Genomic DNA, 16,926 nt, shown 5'->3' with positions numbered 1-16,926 from the left:
CCTCGTGGGGCGGGTGGCTGTGACTGACTGCGGTCGCGCGCTAACCCACCATTCCAGGAATGATGGTAATAATCAGCGAAATGCAGACGGCGCGGTAAGTCATGAACCGCAGCTTGCGCCCGGCGCGCCCGTTTGTCAAATCACCCGCAGCCCCTCGCTGCGCATTGGCGGAACCCGCCGTTGGCGCCGAATACCCGGGACTTAAGCACCAATGCCTGCGCGATGGCGCGCATTACCGCGCCAGACGCCATCGCCGGCCCTGCGTTCGTTGCGAAAAATCGGTCATTGGGCCATATCGAGGCCGTATTGATGCGATATCGAGTCCATAAGACGGCCTTTGGCGCCTATTTCCGTGCACGTTGCGGGTATCGCGGTATTACAATGTTCGATTCGTGGCAGTCGCACCTCTCGGAATGCGCCGGGCAACCGGCCATCAAATAAAGAGCGGGCACCTGCCGATTTGGACCGATCCGGATCCTGGATCCGCGCCGGCCCATACGAACCCACTCTCGATAACATCTACCGGCGTACGCCGCTTAGCATGTTCGGGTTTGCGCCAAAAGCGCCTGAAGCCGAACAGATTCAAGGATCATGTCTCTTACTCCGAAGATTATCTATACCCTCACCGATGAAGCTCCGGCGCTTGCAACCCGTTCGCTGCTTCCCATCGTCCAGGCTTTCGCCAAGCCCGCAGGCATCACGGTCGAGACGCGCGACATCTCCTTGGCCGGCCGCATCATCGCCCTCTTCCCGGACTACCTTGAAGACAGCCAGAAGCTTGCGGACGCCCTGGCCGAACTGGGCGCGCTGGCCGTCAAGCCCGAAGCCAACATCATCAAGCTGCCCAACATCAGCGCCTCGATGCCCCAACTGAAGGCGGCCATCAAGGAACTGCAGGAACAGGGCTACAAGCTGCCCGACTATCCGGACGCCCCCGCCAACGACACCGAACGCGACGTGAAAGCGCGCTACGACAAGGTCAAGGGCAGCGCCGTGAACCCGGTCCTGCGCGAAGGCAACTCCGACCGCCGCGCGCCGCTGTCGGTCAAGAACTACGCCCGCAAGCACCCGCACAAGATGGGCGCCTGGTCGGCCGATTCGAAGTCCCATGTGGCCCACATGTCCGAGGGCGATTTCTACGGCACCGAAAAATCGGCGCTGATCGCCGAGGCCGGCGACGTCAAGATCGAACTGACCGCCACTGACGGCACCAAGACGGTCCTGAAGGAAAAGACCCCGGTCAAGGCCGGCGAGATCATCGACGCCGCCGTGCTGTCGACCGCCAAGCTGAAGTCCTTCCTGCAAGCCCAGATCGACGACGCCAAGACCACCGGCGTGCTGTTCTCGGTGCACCTGAAGGCCACGATGATGAAGGTCTCGGACCCCATCATCTTCGGCCACGTCGTGTCCGTGTTCTACAAGGACGTGCTGGCCCGCCACGCCGCCGTGCTCAAGCAAGCCGGCTTCGATCCCAACAACGGTATCGGCGACCTGTACGCCAAGATCCAGTCGCTGCCCGCCGACCAGCAAGCCGCGATCACCGCCGACATCGACGCCGCCTACAAGACGCTGCCGCAACTGGCCATGGTGAATTCCGACCGCGGCATCACCAACCTGCACGTGCCCAGCGATGTCATCGTCGACGCGTCCATGCCCGCCATGATTCGCGACTCGGGCAAGATGTGGAACGCCGAAGGCCAACTGCAAGACACCAAGGCCGTCATCCCCGACCGCAGCTACGCCGGCGTCTACCAGGCCGTCATCGACGACTGCAAGAAGAATGGCGCCTTCAATCCGGTCACGATGGGCAGCGTGCCCAACGTCGGCCTGATGGCGCAAGCCGCCGAAGAATACGGCTCGCACAACAAGACCTTCGTCGTCCCGGCGTCCGGCACCGTGCGCGTCACCGACGCCTCGGGCAAGGTCCTGCTGGAACAAGCCGTGGAAGCCGGCGACCTCTGGCGCATGTGCCAGACCAAGGACGCTGCGATCCAGGATTGGGTCAAGCTGGCCGTCGCCCGCGCCCGCGCCAGCAAGACGCCCGCCGTCTTCTGGCTGGACGAAAAGCGTGCCCACGACGCCCAGGTCATTGCCAAGGTGAAGCAGTACCTGAACGACCACGACACCAGCGGCCTGGACCTGCGCATCCTGGATCCGGTTGAAGCCACCAAGTTCTCGGTCAAGCGCATCCGCGAAGGCCTGGACACGATCTCGGTCACCGGCAACGTGCTGCGCGACTACCTGACCGATCTGTTCCCCATCATGGAACTGGGCACCAGCGCCAAGATGCTGTCGATCGTTCCGCTGGTCGCCGGCGGCGGCCTGTTCGAAACGGGCGCCGGCGGTTCGGCGCCGAAGCACGTGCAGCAGTTCCTGGAAGAAGGCTTCCTGCGCTGGGATTCGCTGGGCGAATTCATGGCGTTGGCCGAATCCCTGGACCACCTGGGCCGCGCGTACAAGAACCCGACCGCCCAGATCCTGGCCAAGACGCTGGATCAGGCAACCGCCAAGTTCCTGGACGAAAACAAGTCGCCCGACCGCAAGGTCGGCGGCCTGGACAACCGCGGCAGCCACTTCTACCTGGCCATGTACTGGGCCCAGGCCGTGGCCGCGCAAACCGACGACCGCGCACTGGCAGCCCAGTTCGCCGGCGCCGCTGGCGCGCTCGCGGAAAGCGAAGCCAAGATCGTTGAAGAACTGAAGGCGGCCCAAGGCAAGCCGGTCGACATCGGCGGCTACTACCAGCCGAACGAAGCCCGCGCCAGCCAGGCCATGCGCCCCAGCGCCACGCTGAACCAGGTGCTGGCCTCCATCGGCTAAGCCCTGACTTGGCGGCCGCTGGCCGCCACAACGAAAAACCGGCGCCGCCCCCCAAGGGCCGCCGGTTTTTTTTCGCCATCCCCCGGCACCGCATCAAGAGACGTACGGGATGGTTCTCAGACCACGCGTGTCCGGCATCTTGCCGCCCATGGCTGGCAGGCGGACAGCGCCACGACGCTCAGTACCAGAACCGTGCCGCCAAGCACGCCAAGGCCGGTGCCGAAGACCGCGCTGACCCCCATCGCCATCAGTGCGGCGCTGCCGATTTGACAGAACCCCACCAATCCCGAGGCGGTGGCCGCATGGCCGTGCTCGCTGGCAATGGCCCCAGACACGGCCAGCGACAAGGACGAACCATTGGCAAGACTGACCAGACACATGGGCAGCACCACGGCGGCCGGGCCATGCAACCCCAGCACCACCACGGCCATGAATGCCACGCCGCCCAGCACAAAGCACAGAATGCCGGCCGCCAGGATGCGGTCATAGGGCCAGCGATCAAGCAAGCGTTTCGCCAGCAGGTTGGCGCCGATAATGCCAGCCGTGAGCGGCAGGTACATCCAGCCGCTCTGCTCCTCGCTCAAGCCGAGGCGCGCGAAAAGAAACGGCGATTGGGTCAAATAGACGAACCAGGCGCAATAGATTGTGCAGACCACCAAGGTATAGCGGCGAAAGGTCCGGTCACGCAGGACATGGTTGAAGCCCGCAAAGGGAGAGGTCCGGGCGCGGGCAGCGAGGGAAAGCGTTTCCGGCAGCAGCGTCACCGCCATCACCAGCGCCACGGCACCGAACGCTGCGACGAACAGGAAATCAGCCCGCCAGCCGTAGGCCGCTGCCAAGTGCCCGCCGATGGCCGGTGCCAGGGCCGGCGACAGCGACACCAGCGGGTAGATCACCGCATAAACCTTGGCCGAGGTGCGCTTGTCGCAGGTATCGGCGATCAAGGCGCGCCCTATGACAAGGCCCGCAGCCGCGCCGACCGCCTCCAGCATGCGCCACGCCAGAAACTGGTTGTAGGTATGGGCGGTGGCGCAGCCCACCGAGCCGACGATGTAAAGGGCGATGCCGGCCAGCAATACGGGCTTGCGACCATGGCGATCCGACAGCGGTCCGTAGGCCAACTGGGCAATGGCCAGGGCCAGCAGGTACAAGGAGATCGTCTGCGGCATCTGCCAGTCGGCGACACCGAACTCCGTGGTCATGTTGGGCATGGCCGGCAGATAGACGTCCGAAGCGATCAGGCCGAAGGCGCTCAGCATGGCAACGGTCAGAATGAACGATAAGCGAGGCATGGCAGTTCCCGGCAGCCGGAGGGCTGCGCATCAAGGGTTCAGAAAGTTGAGCCATGCTACGGATACTCCTTCCATGTGAAAATGCATAAATTGGCAGCCAAGGGCTGCATTTTTGCAGCATAAGCAAGAGGGGCAGCGATGAATTGGGACGACGTGCGGATATTCCTGACCATTCAGCGCTGCGGCACCTTGCGCGGGGCAGCGCAGCAACTGGCCATCGACCAGACCACGGTGAGCCGGCGTCTGACAGGGTTGGAGCGAGCGCTGGGCAGCCGGTTGTTCCTGCGCACCACGGGCGGCTTGGTGCTAACCGACACCGGCCAGGAAGTGCTGCGCATGGCCGAGGACATGGAACGCATGGCCGTCTCCTTCGAGCGCCGCGGCGAAGGCGCCGACGCGCGCGTGGCGGGCGAGGTACGCGTGACCACCACCGACGCATTGGCGGTGGACTTCGTGGTTCCTGCCATTGAACGCCTGCGCGCCGCTCATCCCGAGGTGCGGGTGATCCTGAGCACCACGACGCGGCTGCTCGACCTGGCGCGACGGGAGGCAGACATTGCGGTACGTACCTTGCGGCCAGAGCAACCGGACTTGATCGTTCGCCAACTCGGCTGCTGGGAGGTGGGCCTTTACGCCACCCGAAGCTATCTGGCCAAACATGGTGAACCGCAGCCCGGAACCGGCTTTGCCAACCATGACATCGCGCTCTACCAGGAGGGTGTGACCGGCCGGCAGGACGACACGCTGGCGGGCGAATCCAGGGTACAGGGACGCGTGGTTGCCGAACTGGATTCGAGCCTGATGCTCGCCACCTTCGTGCGCGCCGGCTTGGCGATCGGCGAGTTACCCGAGTACCTTGCCCGACGCGATCCCACGCTGGTGCGGCTATGGCCCGAGCGCCATCGGACCAAGCCCTACGAGGCATGGCTGGTGTTGCACCAAGACCTGGCGCGCACGGCCAGGGTACGTGTCGTCGTGGAAGCGATCGCCTCGGCTTTCACCGATTGAACATCAGGCTTTTGCAAGCCTCGTCGTGGCTTTCGGCGACTACCGCAACAGGGACGTGCCCGTGCACACCCGGCGGCGGAATGCAGCATCGATGTCAAGGCGCCACACCGCTCTGGTTTCGCCGGCGATGCGCGCAGGCACGCCGGTAATGGCGGGGTAGCGCGAGGCATCGTCGTCCCGGCCCCAGATCCAGAAGCGCGCGCCATCGGCGGACGCGCACAGGCGCGCGATCAAATCGGCGTTGTCGACCAGCACCCGCTTGCCCGCGACGGGGTCGAACTGCGCCGCGTCGTACAACTCTTTGCGCCAGTTGTCCCGGGTGGGGATCTCGGGGTCTTGCCAGTTGTCGACGATCCAGGCGGGCGCCGAGGCCTGGGTGTAGAACCCCAGGTCAAAGGGCAGCGCATGCAAGGCCACCTGCCCGTCTTGCGGCCGCATTTCGCTGCGCAAGGTCTGCATGGCCGGACCGGCGCTGCCGCGCGGATTGGTCGATGCCGCAATGACCGCCCCCACGCAGATGACCGCCGCAATGGCTACCGCGATGACGGCGCCCCGACGCCTGCCAGCCGCCCAGGCGGGCGCGATACGCTCGCTGATCAGTAACGCCAACGGCGGAAACACCGGCAGCACGTAGCCGATCAGCTTGGACTGCGGGATGGAGAAGAATACGACCACCACCGCGATCCAGATCGCCATCAGCCGCCGCAAGCCGTGCGGATCCGCTTCGCGCCAGAATGCGCGCGTGAACAGCGCCACGCCCCAGATCGACCACGGCAGAGCCAACCCGAGCACGATCGGAACATAGAACCAGATGGGCTGCGCATTGTTGAAGCCGCTTTGCGCGAAGCGCTCAAAGTGTTGATAGACGAAGAAGTAGTGAAAGAAGCCGGGAAACTTCACCTGCATCAACCAGAACCACGGCACCGCCACCACGGCGAACGCCAACAAGGCCGGCACCCAAAGCAAGGCGCGCATGCCGCGCCAATCCCGCCGCAGCAGCAGCCAGGCCAGCACGATGGCGCCGGGCAACGCCAGGCCGATCAATCCCTTGGCCAGCACGGCCAGCGCCGCCAGGACGCCGGTGGCGACCGACATGGCGCGAAACGGCCGCCCCTGCCCTCGCCGCAACGCCGTGTCGGCGGCGGCTAGCACGCATAGCGTGATCATGCTGGCGACCAGCATGTCCATATTGGCGAATTGCGCGGCGCCAAAGAACAAGGGCGTCAGCCCCAGGATGGCGACCGCCCAGCGCGCCTGCACCACGTTGCGATAGCGCGAGACAAACGCATAGAGCCCCGCGCCGGCGCTCCAGGCGCCGATCAACGACGGGATGCGCGCGCTGAACTCGTTCACGCCGAATAGCGAAAAACTGATCTGCGCCAACCAGTAGTACAGCGGCGGCTTGTGAAAATACGGCATCCCGTCCAGCAGCGGCACCATCGGGGAATGGCTGCGCAGCATCTCCCAGGCCACGCCGGCATAGCGCCCCTCATCCGGCAGCGTCAGCCAGCGCGCCCACGCCAGGGCGGCCAGCCAGGCGGCCAGGCACAACAGCACCAGCCAGCCGGGAACGGCCCTTTGCAGGTTGGCCGGGCGGACGGCGGCGGGCGTCATGACGGCGCTCATGCCCGGCGCTCCGCGTTGGCGTGTGGCGCGCCGGAACGCGCCCACGGGGACAGAAGGGGCAAGCAAGGCTCAAATAGCATCGGTTTTGGCGGAAAAGCGTTCAAAAGAAAGGAAAGCTCGGGCCATTATGGAAAGCCCCGCGTCGATTTCTCATGAAATTCCGTGCCCGACCCTGCCTATTTCAGCCGTCCGTCGGCTGCGAAAGCAGTGACTTCGACGCCGCCAGACGGTCCAGGCGCAAACGGCCGCGCTCGTCCGTCAGCCGCCGCATCGCGCCATATGCCGCGCCCATCGCCGCCATGCCGCTGGCCCCGCACAGCAAAAACATCAGCAGGATCTGATACTTGGCGGCATCGATCGGGTCCATGCCCGCAATGATCTGGCCAGTCATGATGCCCGGCAACGTGATAATGCCCGCCGCCGACATCTGGTTGACGCTGGGCACGATGCCGCGCCGTACCGATTCGCGCAACAGCGAAGAAAACGCCTGATGCGGCGTGGCGCCCAGCGACAGCCGGGCCTCGATCGCCAGCTTTTCCCGGCGCACGCCCGCCAGCACCCCGTCCAGCGCCAGGCTGGCGGCATTGAGCACGCTGCCCAGCACGATGCCGACCAGGGCAATCGCATAGCGCGGGTCATACCAGGGGTCAGGGCGCAATGCGGTATTCAGGATGAACATCGCCGTGATCAAGGTGGTGGCGGCCACCGCCAGCGTGCCGACCCAACCATTGCCATGCCCGGTCAAGCGCGCCTTGGGCCGGGCCGCCACCTCGCGGGCGGCCAATGCCATCATCACCGCCACGACCAGCGCGGTGAGCCAGGGTGCGGCGTGCGCGAACACCACGCGCAGGATATGGCCCACCAGCAGCAATTGCACCACCGTGCGCACCGCCGCCCACAGGACCTGCCGCTGCAGGTTCAGCCGCAGCGCAAAGGAGATCGCGGCGCACAGCAGCACCAGGCAAGACGCGATCACGAGATCCAGCGCCTGCAACTTGATCACGTCCATAACGGCTCCAGTCTGCCCGCTTCCATCCGCCAGCGCCGACGCGCCAGACGCTGCGCCTGCTCGGCGCTATGCGTCACCATCAGGATCGCCGCGCCGCCGTCCAGACAGCGTTGCATCGCCGCCTCGACAAGCGCGGTCGCCGCCTGGTCCAGGGCGGCCGTCGGCTCGTCCAGCAGCAGCACGCGCGGCGTCTGCGCCAGGGCGCGAGCCAAACCCAAGCGCTGGCGTTCGCCCGTGGAAAGCTCGTGCACCAAGGCGTCCAGCTTTTCGGGGGGCAGGCCCAGCGCCTGCGTCAAGGCCCGGGCTTGCGCGCGGTCGGTGAAGTGCGGCGCGACATGGTCGTCCCACCAACCCGCTTCGGCCTGGCAATACACCACCTTGCGCCGCCATTCGAAACCGCGCATGGCCGAACGGCGGACGCCGTCCAGTTCAACTTCGCCATGGCCCGGGTCCAGATCGGCGACCTGGCGCAGCAAGAGCGATTTTCCTGATCCGGAGGGGCCGGTGACGGCCGCGCATTCTCCTGCCGCAAGGTCGAGGCTGACCGGGGACAGGCGCTGGCTGTAGACGCCGCGCAACCGGAGAACGGGAACGGTATCAGCCATGGGTGCTGCCTGCGTGCGCCGGGGCCTGCGCAGGCTCCGCCGCTTCGGCCTTCACCCAGTCGATGAACGCCTGCACTTCCGGCCGGGCCGCGGCATCCGGCCGGCTGACGATGTAGTACGCGAAGCGAGCGGGCCAGGGCCGGTCCAGCGCAAGGACAAGTCGCCCCGAATCAAGATCTTCCCGCGCGTGCGTGTCTTGCACCAGGGCAATGCCTTGCCCGGCGCCGGCGGCGCGCAGCAACAGCAAGTCGTCTTCAAAGCTGGGCCCCCGCTGCGCATCGGCCCCGGCGTCCACGCCATGCGCCTGCAGCCACAACGCCCAATCGGCGCGGTCGGAATCCTGCAGCAACGGGTACTTCAGGCAATCCCCGGCTGACCTGATGGCCGGCCCTTGCGCCAGCAGCGCCGGACTGGCCACCGGCAGGAGCACGGGCGTCATCAGCCTGAAAGTCGACAAGCCCGGGTAATGGCCCAGGCCGTGGCGCAACGCGACATCGATGCGGTCACGCCTGAAATCCACCAGCGCGGACGACGCTTCCACCCGGACCTCGATATCCGGATACAGCGCCGAGAATCTGCCGATGCGGGGCACCAGCCACGAGGACGCGAATGAGGGCACCGTGCTGACGGTCAGCGTGCGCGGGGCCGAGTAGGACTCCAGCAACGACAACGACTTTTCGATCTGGTCGAAGGCTCGCAACAAGCCCGGATAGGCGCTGGCGCCAGCGGGCGTGAGCCGCACGCCGTGCCGTTCGCGCACGAACAGCGCCAGCCCCAAGCGGTCTTCTAGCAAGCGGATCTGCTGGCTGACGGCGCCGGGCGTCACGCCCAAGGCGCCGGCAGCCGCTTTCAGGCTGCCCAGGCGCGCCGTCTCGGTAAAGGCTCGCAAGGCAAGCAGAGGCAGTACGGCTCCCACGGCGAATCCCTTTAGAAAATCTATCTTCTAATTAGCGCCAGAGTATCACAGGCCTACGCAAAAAATTCCACTCAAAGTCAAATCCACTCCTACAACAAAGGATAGATGGACTAAAACAAAACAGCCCGCTGTCGAGCGGGCTGTTGTGGGCAATGGCTAGCCGGGTCAGCGACGCAATTGTCGAAGTTCATTCAACTTGGGGTTTGGTTCACTGAAGTTGGCGTGTAACAAGTGTGTAGACTGAGGCGGCGCGCGGGTTGTGACAGAGGACTGCCGATTTCTGCCCAAAAGTGGCTCGGCGAGCGCGGCGCGCCGCGCGAGCTTTCGGATGGACTTTTGGTTCATTGAAGTTGGATGAATGCCGATTACGGTTCACTGAACTTGGAAATTGAACAAAAAAGTTCATTGAAGATGTGTGCGCTCGGTAGTGGGGATGTCGAAATTCATTCAACTTGAAATTTGCCTCACACATGTTGGCCGTAATCTGGGCGGAAAGTGGCCCGAGCCGGCCGACCGCTTCAGACCCACTTCGGCCGCTCGGAGTTCCTCGGTCAACGGCTGCTGTGCAGCGATTGCAGACGTATTTTTCTGCGTCACGGATGACCGCAACCACCACAAAGCTGTCGACTTCAGCCTGTCGCACCACATTGCCAGCGGACCCGATCATTCATCATTTGGTTCGGCGTCGTCCGCTTCATCGGTCAGCAGGCCGTGCTTTGCTCTCAAGTCCTTTGCGAGGGCTGCCGCAAGAGATGCAAAAACCTCAAGCTTCTGTATCTTGTCATTCAACGCTTCCTTGGCCATCTTCGCTGCTTCAGAGGAACGGTCAAGGCCACTATCCACAAATCTAATAACGCGGACTTCTAGCGACACGTCCGCTCCTGCGTCAATGGCACTCTGAATCCAAGGCTGCGTCTCCTCTGAGGCTTGCTCTGCCGCTGTGGCCAGGAAGTACTGCACCAGAATCCGCGCTGCGTCGTCAAGTTTCATGGCCAAGTCGAGCGTCTTCTCGACACCCTCATCGACTTTCATGTCGGCAGGCCGCTCCTGCATGAAGCGAAATCGCGGACCGCTTGTCGTATCAAGTGAATTGAGCGTCCGTAGAAGCGGCTCCAGACTCTTCAAGGGGCGAAGTTGAGTGGGAAGGCTATATCTTCGCTCCCACAGCTGAAAAACCAGTTCCTTGCAGGAGCTTTGTGCTGCGACTCGTTTCTCAGGAGGGGCATTTTCTGCATCTTTGATTCGCTCAGCGAGCGCGTGTGCCATCCACTGAGCAAGTTCATCATCCCCAAGCTTCAACTGGGTGACAAGCCGCTTGCCGAGGTCAATTACTGCGCTTGAGCGTTCTAGCGATTCCATCTTCTTTAATCAGGTAGTAGCGAACATAAGGTGGTACGTACGAGCCCAAATCTTCGTCACTTGAGCTGTATCGCGAGCCCCGTCGACGCAGACTAAGACTGACAACAAGCCAATGCTCTGGATTGGCGGTGAGGAGTTCCTTCAGAAACGCTCTGTCAGCACTCAAGCGGGTACCAGGAATGGTTTCCTTCTCACGACCATACCCATCCGAATGGGTCCATGTCTCACTTCGAACGTGCGCACCACTCTTGGTCACCCATGTTCGCGCATCGTCCGCTGAGGTCAGGCCCATTGCCGAGATAGTTGCAGCGTTCGGCTCATCGCCCGGAACGCTCACGCGTTCACCCCATGGGTCGTAGTCGTCAATTCCGTAGGATTCTCCTCGATCAGATATCCAACGATGAAGGTTGAACTGTCCATGAGAGCCCGATTTCAATGTGGGCTCAGGGAGACCTCCTTCGGATGTTATGTCCTCCTCGTTTGGAGTCCCTTGTTCTTGGTCGTACCGGAAGAAATAGTCGTTTGGGTTCGAGGAAGTTTGCGCCGCAGCGAGAAACGCTGTCGCGGTAGCTCTCGGCACCAGCGCGCTGGTCACGGAAATAGCCTCTTGGAACTCCTGGGGGCCACTTGTCCAATCCCCCGCTACAACCAGCAGCCCTTCGTCAGTCTCAAGAAGACTATCAAGGTGCTCAGCAGTTACCTGCCAGCGCCACTCCTTGTCACCATACTGGCCGGACACGGGTGGAGACTTGGATAGCTGAGGGGCGCGCCTATCGGCGGCCCACATACCATCCTTGCACTTCAAAAGATGACGCTCAAGCCACTCGCTAAACTCATCCTCTAAGCTGTAACTCGCCTTGCCAACTGAGTGGGTCTTAAGCAGCCTAGCTGCCACTATCATCATTGCGTGATAGGCGCTGTAGACCTGAAGGTCTTCCACTCTCGGCATGGTTCCGTGCGAGTGCCTGGTTTGCTCGTGTTGAAACACGCCCCTCTTATAACGAATGTCATCGTAGTGCTTGGTGGTGATAGCCCCGATACGTTCGCTGATAGCCTCGATGACGCGTCGAGTAATGCCACTCGGCGAGATGCCGAAGACTCGACCGAGAGGTTCGAGCCAATATGGGCCAATGTCAATGCCAAAGTAGTATTTATCTACCCCATCGCCCGACGAGTCGTTGGATGGCTGGGTCTCTACCTCGGGCCTCCTGTAGGCGTCATGCTCAACGAGCGGAAGTTCACTTGCGTTGATTTTCTCAGGCGAGCCCAGCGCGGTCATTTCACCTAGGAGTTCAGGTAGTTCGTGCAAAGCGCAGGCTGCGAAATGGCGCAATAGTACGTGCTCCTCCTTGGCGGACATCAAAAGGAATTCGCCAAACATGCTCACCATGATTCGGTGCTCGGCCGCACACCGAGCTAGCGCTAAGGTGAGCCACAGACGGGAATGCCATTCGTAGAAGACAAACCGTTTGTCGACGAACGCTCCGGGTGAACCGACGACTGCGAACTTCGCAAGCGCATTCACAACCGGTTTCCAGCCAAGCTCGATAGTCGTTCGAACGGCGTGTGCGGCCTCCCAACGTACAGAAGTGGTTGGTGAACCTAACCCTGCCCAGAGGTAACCAGCCAGTGCAGCCTCGCAGCTGTCGAGCGGCTTCATGCCCTCATTCCAGGGTCCATCGCCATCGTCAGGATGAAGGTCACTTTCGAGGAGAGATAACCCAAAATGCAGTGCGTCGTCCGCCTCATCGTTTGTCAAACGAGAGGCCAACGGCTCCAACATCTGGAAGAGCTCGCCGGCTGTTAGCACTGTGACCTTGGCTAGAAACCCCTCAAGCACTGCGTCCACAATCTGGCCGTCGCTAACAATGCCCTCGTCAATAATCTCACTGTACGGAAACGAGCTCCACCATCCTTTTCTCCTAGCCGATTCAGGATTTGTTCGGCATACGGATAGCACCACTTCTGTCATCGCTTTGCGCAGAGAAACCGGCTTGATGTTTTGTTTTCCGAGCACGCCGAAAATTTGCCTGAGCTCATAGCTCCCAAATTCTGGCCACTGCGAAATAGCAAGACAGAATTCGGCCGCTCGGCCTAAACCGCATCGTTGTAGTGCTTCTTGGTAGAACTCGTCAGTTTTATAAGGCGGGTCGAAAGTCCTAAGGTGCAGATACGCCGCACGTAGTTCCGCGGAGCTTGTTAGGTCGACCCCCTTGAATAGGACATTCCAGTCTGGGTCGCTTCGTTTCTTTGGCGTCTCCGGTGCGTATTGCCGAGCGGAGTTCCCACCCTCACGCTTAGGCACCCTCGCTTGGGCGAGAAGCCTGTCGATGTCTGGAGCCACGAAGTTACAAGTGCGTGCCAGCTCAGAAACCCTTTCAAGTTCCTCCAGCGACGGCGAACTGACCCTTAGGTAGCGATAGCCAACGCTGAGCGTTTTCCGCTGTACTTCCATATTCGATTCGTGTTCGACCGCTTTCACCAGGTCTTCGGCGCGCGCCCATTCTTCGCCAATCGGGCATAGCGCAATAGGCGCGATGCGCGGAAGCAAGCCGCGCTTTACAAGGCGGTCGGTTGCAATTTTTAGAAGCTTGTCTGCATAACCGAACCTGCGGTCTCTCCAGCGACTGAGAGAGGCGATTGTCGAGGCTGGGCACAAGCTCAACAATCCATCAATTGTGCGTCCCCAATCGAAGTGCTTGTCTCTTTCCACATATTCGTACGCCAGCTCCGTGCCTCGTGCCAGGCGGTAGGCGGACTCGGGCCGGGGGGGACTGTCTCTTCCGCTCGCTTCGGCCAGGCAAATGAGCGCGCCCCATCGGGCCAAGTTCTCTTGCCCAACGCGGTTCGACATCTCCACTGCCCGCTCAAAGTAGTTGCGGGCCTCCGCTATGCTGGCCGGAAAAACGGCACGCGCCAGAATTTGGTAGGACTCGACTCTGGACTCAGCGTGCTCGCGATTTTGTTCTATAGCTTCGTAGGCCTTGACGGACACCTCGAGCGCAAAGCTCTCGAGTACCTTTGTACGGGCGGCCAAGCGACAGACGCCTGCCATGGTGGCGGGCCAGATAGCTTTCGCCTTCTCTTCAAACCAGGCCCGATATGGAGCCAGTGACGTGACGTCAGAAATTGACGCATCGCGTAGCGCCCTTATCCATTCCAGTGCAGCGACTTGGTCTAGATTGAAGACGTTGCTGTAGTCCTTGGACCTAGCTGCGTTCGTTGCCTTGAGTGCTTCCTGTGCGGCCTCGCTGAAATCTGCCGTGGTTCTGCCGCAGGCAATTTCCGCGCTCAGTCGGTACCAAGCGAAGACACCGCCCGTCCCCCTGTTAAACGCTTCGGCATCAGAACTTACGCTGTAATGACTCTGCTTCTTTTCCAGCTCTTCTCGGATTTCCTTTGGAGCCAAGTCGATGAGCGCGAGTTGCTTGCCCAACAAGGCAGCCTCAAGCGTGTACGCTCTCAGCAGCGTAGACCTGTCGGACGCATACCGCTCCGCCAGGTCTCGGGGGGGATGGTCCGGTAAGTAACGGCGTATGACATTTGCCCACGTCGCGTCATCACGTGGCAGCACTCTCAGCGCTTGTAGAACAGCGGACGTGACACCATTTAGTACGCTCCATTTAGCGCTATGACCACCTGGTTCTTGCAGTTGAATGCGACGGGAACTCAATGCACGCATGAGCTTTGCCACAGGCTTGGAAGGCAGTGAGTGTCCGCCGTCGCACGCTTCCGCTGCCAGGCCTAGCATCAGCCATACATCTTGCGCACCGTGTTCCGCAAGTTGGTCAAGAAGGTCGTATCGACCAAGGTCCACAAGCCGACGCGCCAAGATGCCTCCGGCGGCCATCGAGAGAGACCTAGGCGTCCACCCTCTAAGAAAACTGACTGCGTGCTCCGGTCCTTCCGCAAGCAATTTGGCCATTGCGAGTTCGGCCATATCGCTAGTTTCGACGCGCTCGTTTTTTTCCTCATGCTCTTCATGCGCCATCCTCGCCCAGGAATACAGCCAATCTGTCGCCATTCTTAGGCGGCTTCGTGCTTCAGCAATGAATTCCGGACGGCCCGCCAGCAGGCCTGCTTCATAGGCATGATGTGCGCCTGTCCAGCTTCCTCCGAATGTACGTCGAGACACCAGTTCGTCGATGCGGTCTGGAGAAAGAAGTGCAGAGGCGATGTCCGTGTTCCCCTGTATCAGGTCATTCTGTCGCTCGACACCGGCAAGTTCGCCTGCCACCTTAAGTGCGAGCTTCGCCGCCGGGGCGTAGCGTTTCTCTTGCAGGCAGGCCTTTAGCGCAAAGGTCAGGCGCTGGACCTCCACATCACGGCGCTCGAGTGGGTTCGACGTAGGTAGGCCATCAGCAGAAAGGGCCAGGTCAACCAACTCATCCATTCGCCCCGCGGCAAGAAGCAGTTGAGGAATTGTTGATGCGACGTAGGAGCTGGTGGCAGCTTGGGGTTTCAATCGGTCCAGAAACGTCGCCAACTTTGCCTTGTTTGGCCAAAAACGCTCGCGGAACCAGGTCTCGGAAGGCTCATCCAGGAAGTGAAGACTGCCACCTTTGACCAGCAGCGGTCGTCCTAAGTCATAGGCGAAACTTCGTACCGCACTTTCAGTAGTTCCCGAAATCTCAGCTAGCACCGCGATTGGAACGAGCGGTCGCAGCACGGCCAAGCCCTGGCAGATTTGGTTAATCTGTTCTGCTTCGATAGAGCCTTCTCGAAACTTGAGCTTTTCGACTGCGCGCTCCAGCAGTTCGGCAATTGCCCGCTCAACTGTGGAGGGTGATGGTCCGAGCGCCTTCAACATGCATTCTAACGGCAGTTTTCGGCTGAGTGCTAGCGCCTGAACTCGTGGGTTGGAGCTGCTTAAGAAATCGAAGTCGGCGACATCTTTGTCAGTCGCGTTCGGGTAGTACTTTTTGAGGTGCTTTGCTGTCTCCAAACGGCTAAACGGGCGCAGTTCAACGTGCGTCGCGTCGGGCGGAGCTCGCAGATGGTCTCGCCGATGGGTCCGACAAGTAAAGACCAGTTTGACGCCGTCTGGCATCTCCGTGCGAATGAGGTCAGGCACGAAGGCCGCATCATTGAACTCAGTAGCTGCCATAACGGCATTGTCGGCAGCGTCGACTATCAAATAGAGATTGGCAAAGGGCGTTTTGGCCCGGAGCAGACCGACGGCCTGAGTCAGTCTTGCAAGGAACGCACGCATGTACTGCTTGCTATCCGTTCCGCGGATTGGAATCAAAGGATTGCATAGCCCTTGAGCAGCGAGCTCATTTGCAATCTGCGGGAGGGCGTCTTTTTGTCGATGCCGGAAGTGTTGGGAGCTTCTGTACAGTCCGTCGCCAAAGCAGTCATAGAGCACCGCTACGGAACCTTCAGGGAAAGACTTGGAAAGTTGCCACGCGAGGATGGACTTTCCAACTCCTCCTTCGGCATGAAGGACGACAGGTTGAGTGGTGGACTCCAGAATCGTGCGAATCTCTCGCTCCTGCTCGCGAGGAAATGCACCGTCGGTAGGCTCAGCAATCAGACACTTTGCAGGCCAGAGGTCCGCCTCGTCGGCCCCAAGTGCTCGCAGAACATCGAGGCGACGAATGGACGGGTTTGAGGCGTGCTCTGAGGTGGCCTTCTTAGTAACCAATTCTTTGAGCTGAAGTGGTGCGTCCGAGTCTGCCTCGGCCAAGTATTTTCCTACATCCTTGAACAGTAGATTGCGTTGATTCCATAGGTCGGGCTCACCTGCTTCAACGGAGAAGAGAGCTAAGAAGTTTGCAGTTTCGCTGTCGAGCCCCTTAACATAACCAAGTAGCGTCTTCGCGACTGACGAATGTCTCGCTGGCTTCCCCTCTGCAAGGTCCTCCAGCGACTCAGCCACTTTTTCATCGATAGGACGGTTCGTCGTGAAGGTAAAGCGCAACTTGTCCTTAAGCTCCTTCCAGGTGAACGTCTTACGCAGTTTCGCAAACCGCTCGGAGAAGCCTTCAAGCGTGTTTTTTAGCCCGCTGGCTGTCCAGGGCTTCTGCACACGTTGCGTGGAATGCTTCAGCTGCACATAGCGAACTAGGCGGGCGTCCTTCAGGGACTCGCTGCCAAAGTAGAACCCCACGTCGATGAGTTCATCGCCTTCGTTGGCTGAGCCTGGGCCTTCGGCAGCGGATGCGCCCTCAATAGAGATGGCGACCAAGTCGCTCACTCCGGGCAAGAGCGAAAGGCAGTGGCGCGCGGCCCAGTGGTAATGGAACTGGTCTCCGTCTCTGCTCATTCGCACCAAGTCGGAGTCGGTGG

9 protein-coding genes are annotated in these 16,926 nt (G+C 61.2%); 2 read left to right on the top strand and 7 right to left on the bottom strand.

Annotated features, from left to right (window positions below):
* Positions 1-591: 591 nt before the first annotated feature.
* Positions 592-2,820 carry an NADP-dependent isocitrate dehydrogenase gene (locus HG262_RS04055; protein ID WP_169269820.1) on the top strand — a complete coding sequence of 743 codons (2,229 nt, stop codon included), beginning with the start codon at positions 592-594 and terminating at the stop codon, positions 2,818-2,820.
* Between the two features lie 116 nt (positions 2,821-2,936).
* On the opposite strand, the gene HG262_RS04050 is transcribed toward HG262_RS04055, so the two are convergent.
* Complete coding sequence (locus HG262_RS04050; RefSeq protein WP_169269819.1) at positions 2,937-4,112, bottom strand: multidrug effflux MFS transporter; 1,176 nt, start codon at positions 4,110-4,112, stop codon at positions 2,937-2,939.
* A gap of 138 nt (positions 4,113-4,250) precedes the next feature.
* Here HG262_RS04050 and HG262_RS04045 point away from each other — a divergent pair, with 138 nt between their 5' ends.
* Complete coding sequence (locus HG262_RS04045) at positions 4,251-5,120, top strand: LysR family transcriptional regulator (protein ID WP_169269818.1); 870 nt, start codon at positions 4,251-4,253, stop codon at positions 5,118-5,120.
* A 39-nt stretch (positions 5,121-5,159) separates the two neighbouring features.
* Here the strand turns inward: HG262_RS04045 and HG262_RS04040 are convergent, their stop codons facing one another.
* The 6 genes from HG262_RS04040 to avs3a all read right to left on the bottom strand — a co-directional run bounded on the left by HG262_RS04040 (position 5,160) and on the right by avs3a (position 16,903).
* On the bottom strand, positions 5,160-6,734 hold the full coding sequence (locus HG262_RS04040) for a glycosyltransferase family 39 protein (RefSeq protein WP_169269918.1): 1,575 nt from the start codon (positions 6,732-6,734) through the stop codon (positions 5,160-5,162).
* A gap of 193 nt (positions 6,735-6,927) precedes the next feature.
* On the bottom strand, positions 6,928-7,755 hold the full coding sequence (gene fetB, locus HG262_RS04035) for an iron export ABC transporter permease subunit FetB (protein ID WP_169269817.1): 828 nt from the start codon (positions 7,753-7,755) through the stop codon (positions 6,928-6,930).
* Positions 7,746-8,360 carry an ABC transporter ATP-binding protein gene (locus HG262_RS04030; RefSeq protein ID WP_211186949.1) on the bottom strand — a complete coding sequence of 205 codons (615 nt, stop codon included), beginning with the start codon at positions 8,358-8,360 and terminating at the stop codon, positions 7,746-7,748. Before HG262_RS04030 ends, fetB begins: the two co-directional genes overlap by 10 nt.
* Positions 8,353-9,276 carry a LysR substrate-binding domain-containing protein gene (locus tag HG262_RS04025; RefSeq protein ID WP_169269816.1) on the bottom strand — a complete coding sequence of 308 codons (924 nt, stop codon included), beginning with the start codon at positions 9,274-9,276 and terminating at the stop codon, positions 8,353-8,355. The genes HG262_RS04030 and HG262_RS04025 overlap by 8 nt, the downstream gene beginning before the upstream one ends.
* A gap of 663 nt (positions 9,277-9,939) precedes the next feature.
* A complete protein-coding gene (avs3b, locus tag HG262_RS04020) occupies positions 9,940-10,635 on the bottom strand; it encodes an AVAST type 3 anti-phage proein Avs3b (RefSeq protein ID WP_169269815.1) in 696 nt (231 codons plus the stop codon).
* Positions 10,601-16,903 carry an AVAST type 3 anti-phage nuclease/ATPase Avs3a gene (avs3a, locus tag HG262_RS04015; RefSeq protein ID WP_348984363.1) on the bottom strand — a complete coding sequence of 2,101 codons (6,303 nt, stop codon included), beginning with the start codon at positions 16,901-16,903 and terminating at the stop codon, positions 10,601-10,603. Before avs3a ends, avs3b begins: the two co-directional genes overlap by 35 nt.
* Positions 16,904-16,926 lie beyond the last annotated feature (23 nt).

The sequence above is a fragment of the Achromobacter sp. Bel genome (genome assembly GCF_012928505.1).
GTDB lineage: Bacteria > Pseudomonadota > Gammaproteobacteria > Burkholderiales > Burkholderiaceae_B > Achromobacter.
The sequence above is the reverse complement of the archived record's forward strand: the minus strand, read 5'-3'. Positions and strand labels throughout refer to the sequence as shown.

Excerpts from the sequence above, each read along its gene's own strand:
- HG262_RS04055 (WP_169269820.1), top strand. The coding sequence starts at position 592 with ATGTCTCTTACTCCGAAGATTATCTATACCCTCACCGATGAAGCTCCG.
- HG262_RS04050 (WP_169269819.1), bottom strand. The coding sequence starts at position 4,112 with ATGCCTCGCTTATCGTTCATTCTGACCGTTGCCATGCTGAGCGCCTTC.
- HG262_RS04045 (WP_169269818.1), top strand. The coding sequence starts at position 4,251 with ATGAATTGGGACGACGTGCGGATATTCCTGACCATTCAGCGCTGCGGC.
- HG262_RS04040 (WP_169269918.1), bottom strand. The coding sequence starts at position 6,734 with ATGACGCCCGCCGCCGTCCGCCCGGCCAACCTGCAAAGGGCCGTTCCC.
- fetB (WP_169269817.1), bottom strand. The coding sequence starts at position 7,755 with ATGGACGTGATCAAGTTGCAGGCGCTGGATCTCGTGATCGCGTCTTGC.
- HG262_RS04030 (WP_211186949.1), bottom strand. The coding sequence starts at position 8,360 with ATGGCTGATACCGTTCCCGTTCTCCGGTTGCGCGGCGTCTACAGCCAG.
- avs3b (WP_169269815.1), bottom strand. The coding sequence starts at position 10,635 with ATGGAATCGCTAGAACGCTCAAGCGCAGTAATTGACCTCGGCAAGCGG.
- avs3a (WP_348984363.1), bottom strand. The coding sequence starts at position 16,903 with ATGAGCAGAGACGGAGACCAGTTCCATTACCACTGGGCCGCGCGCCAC.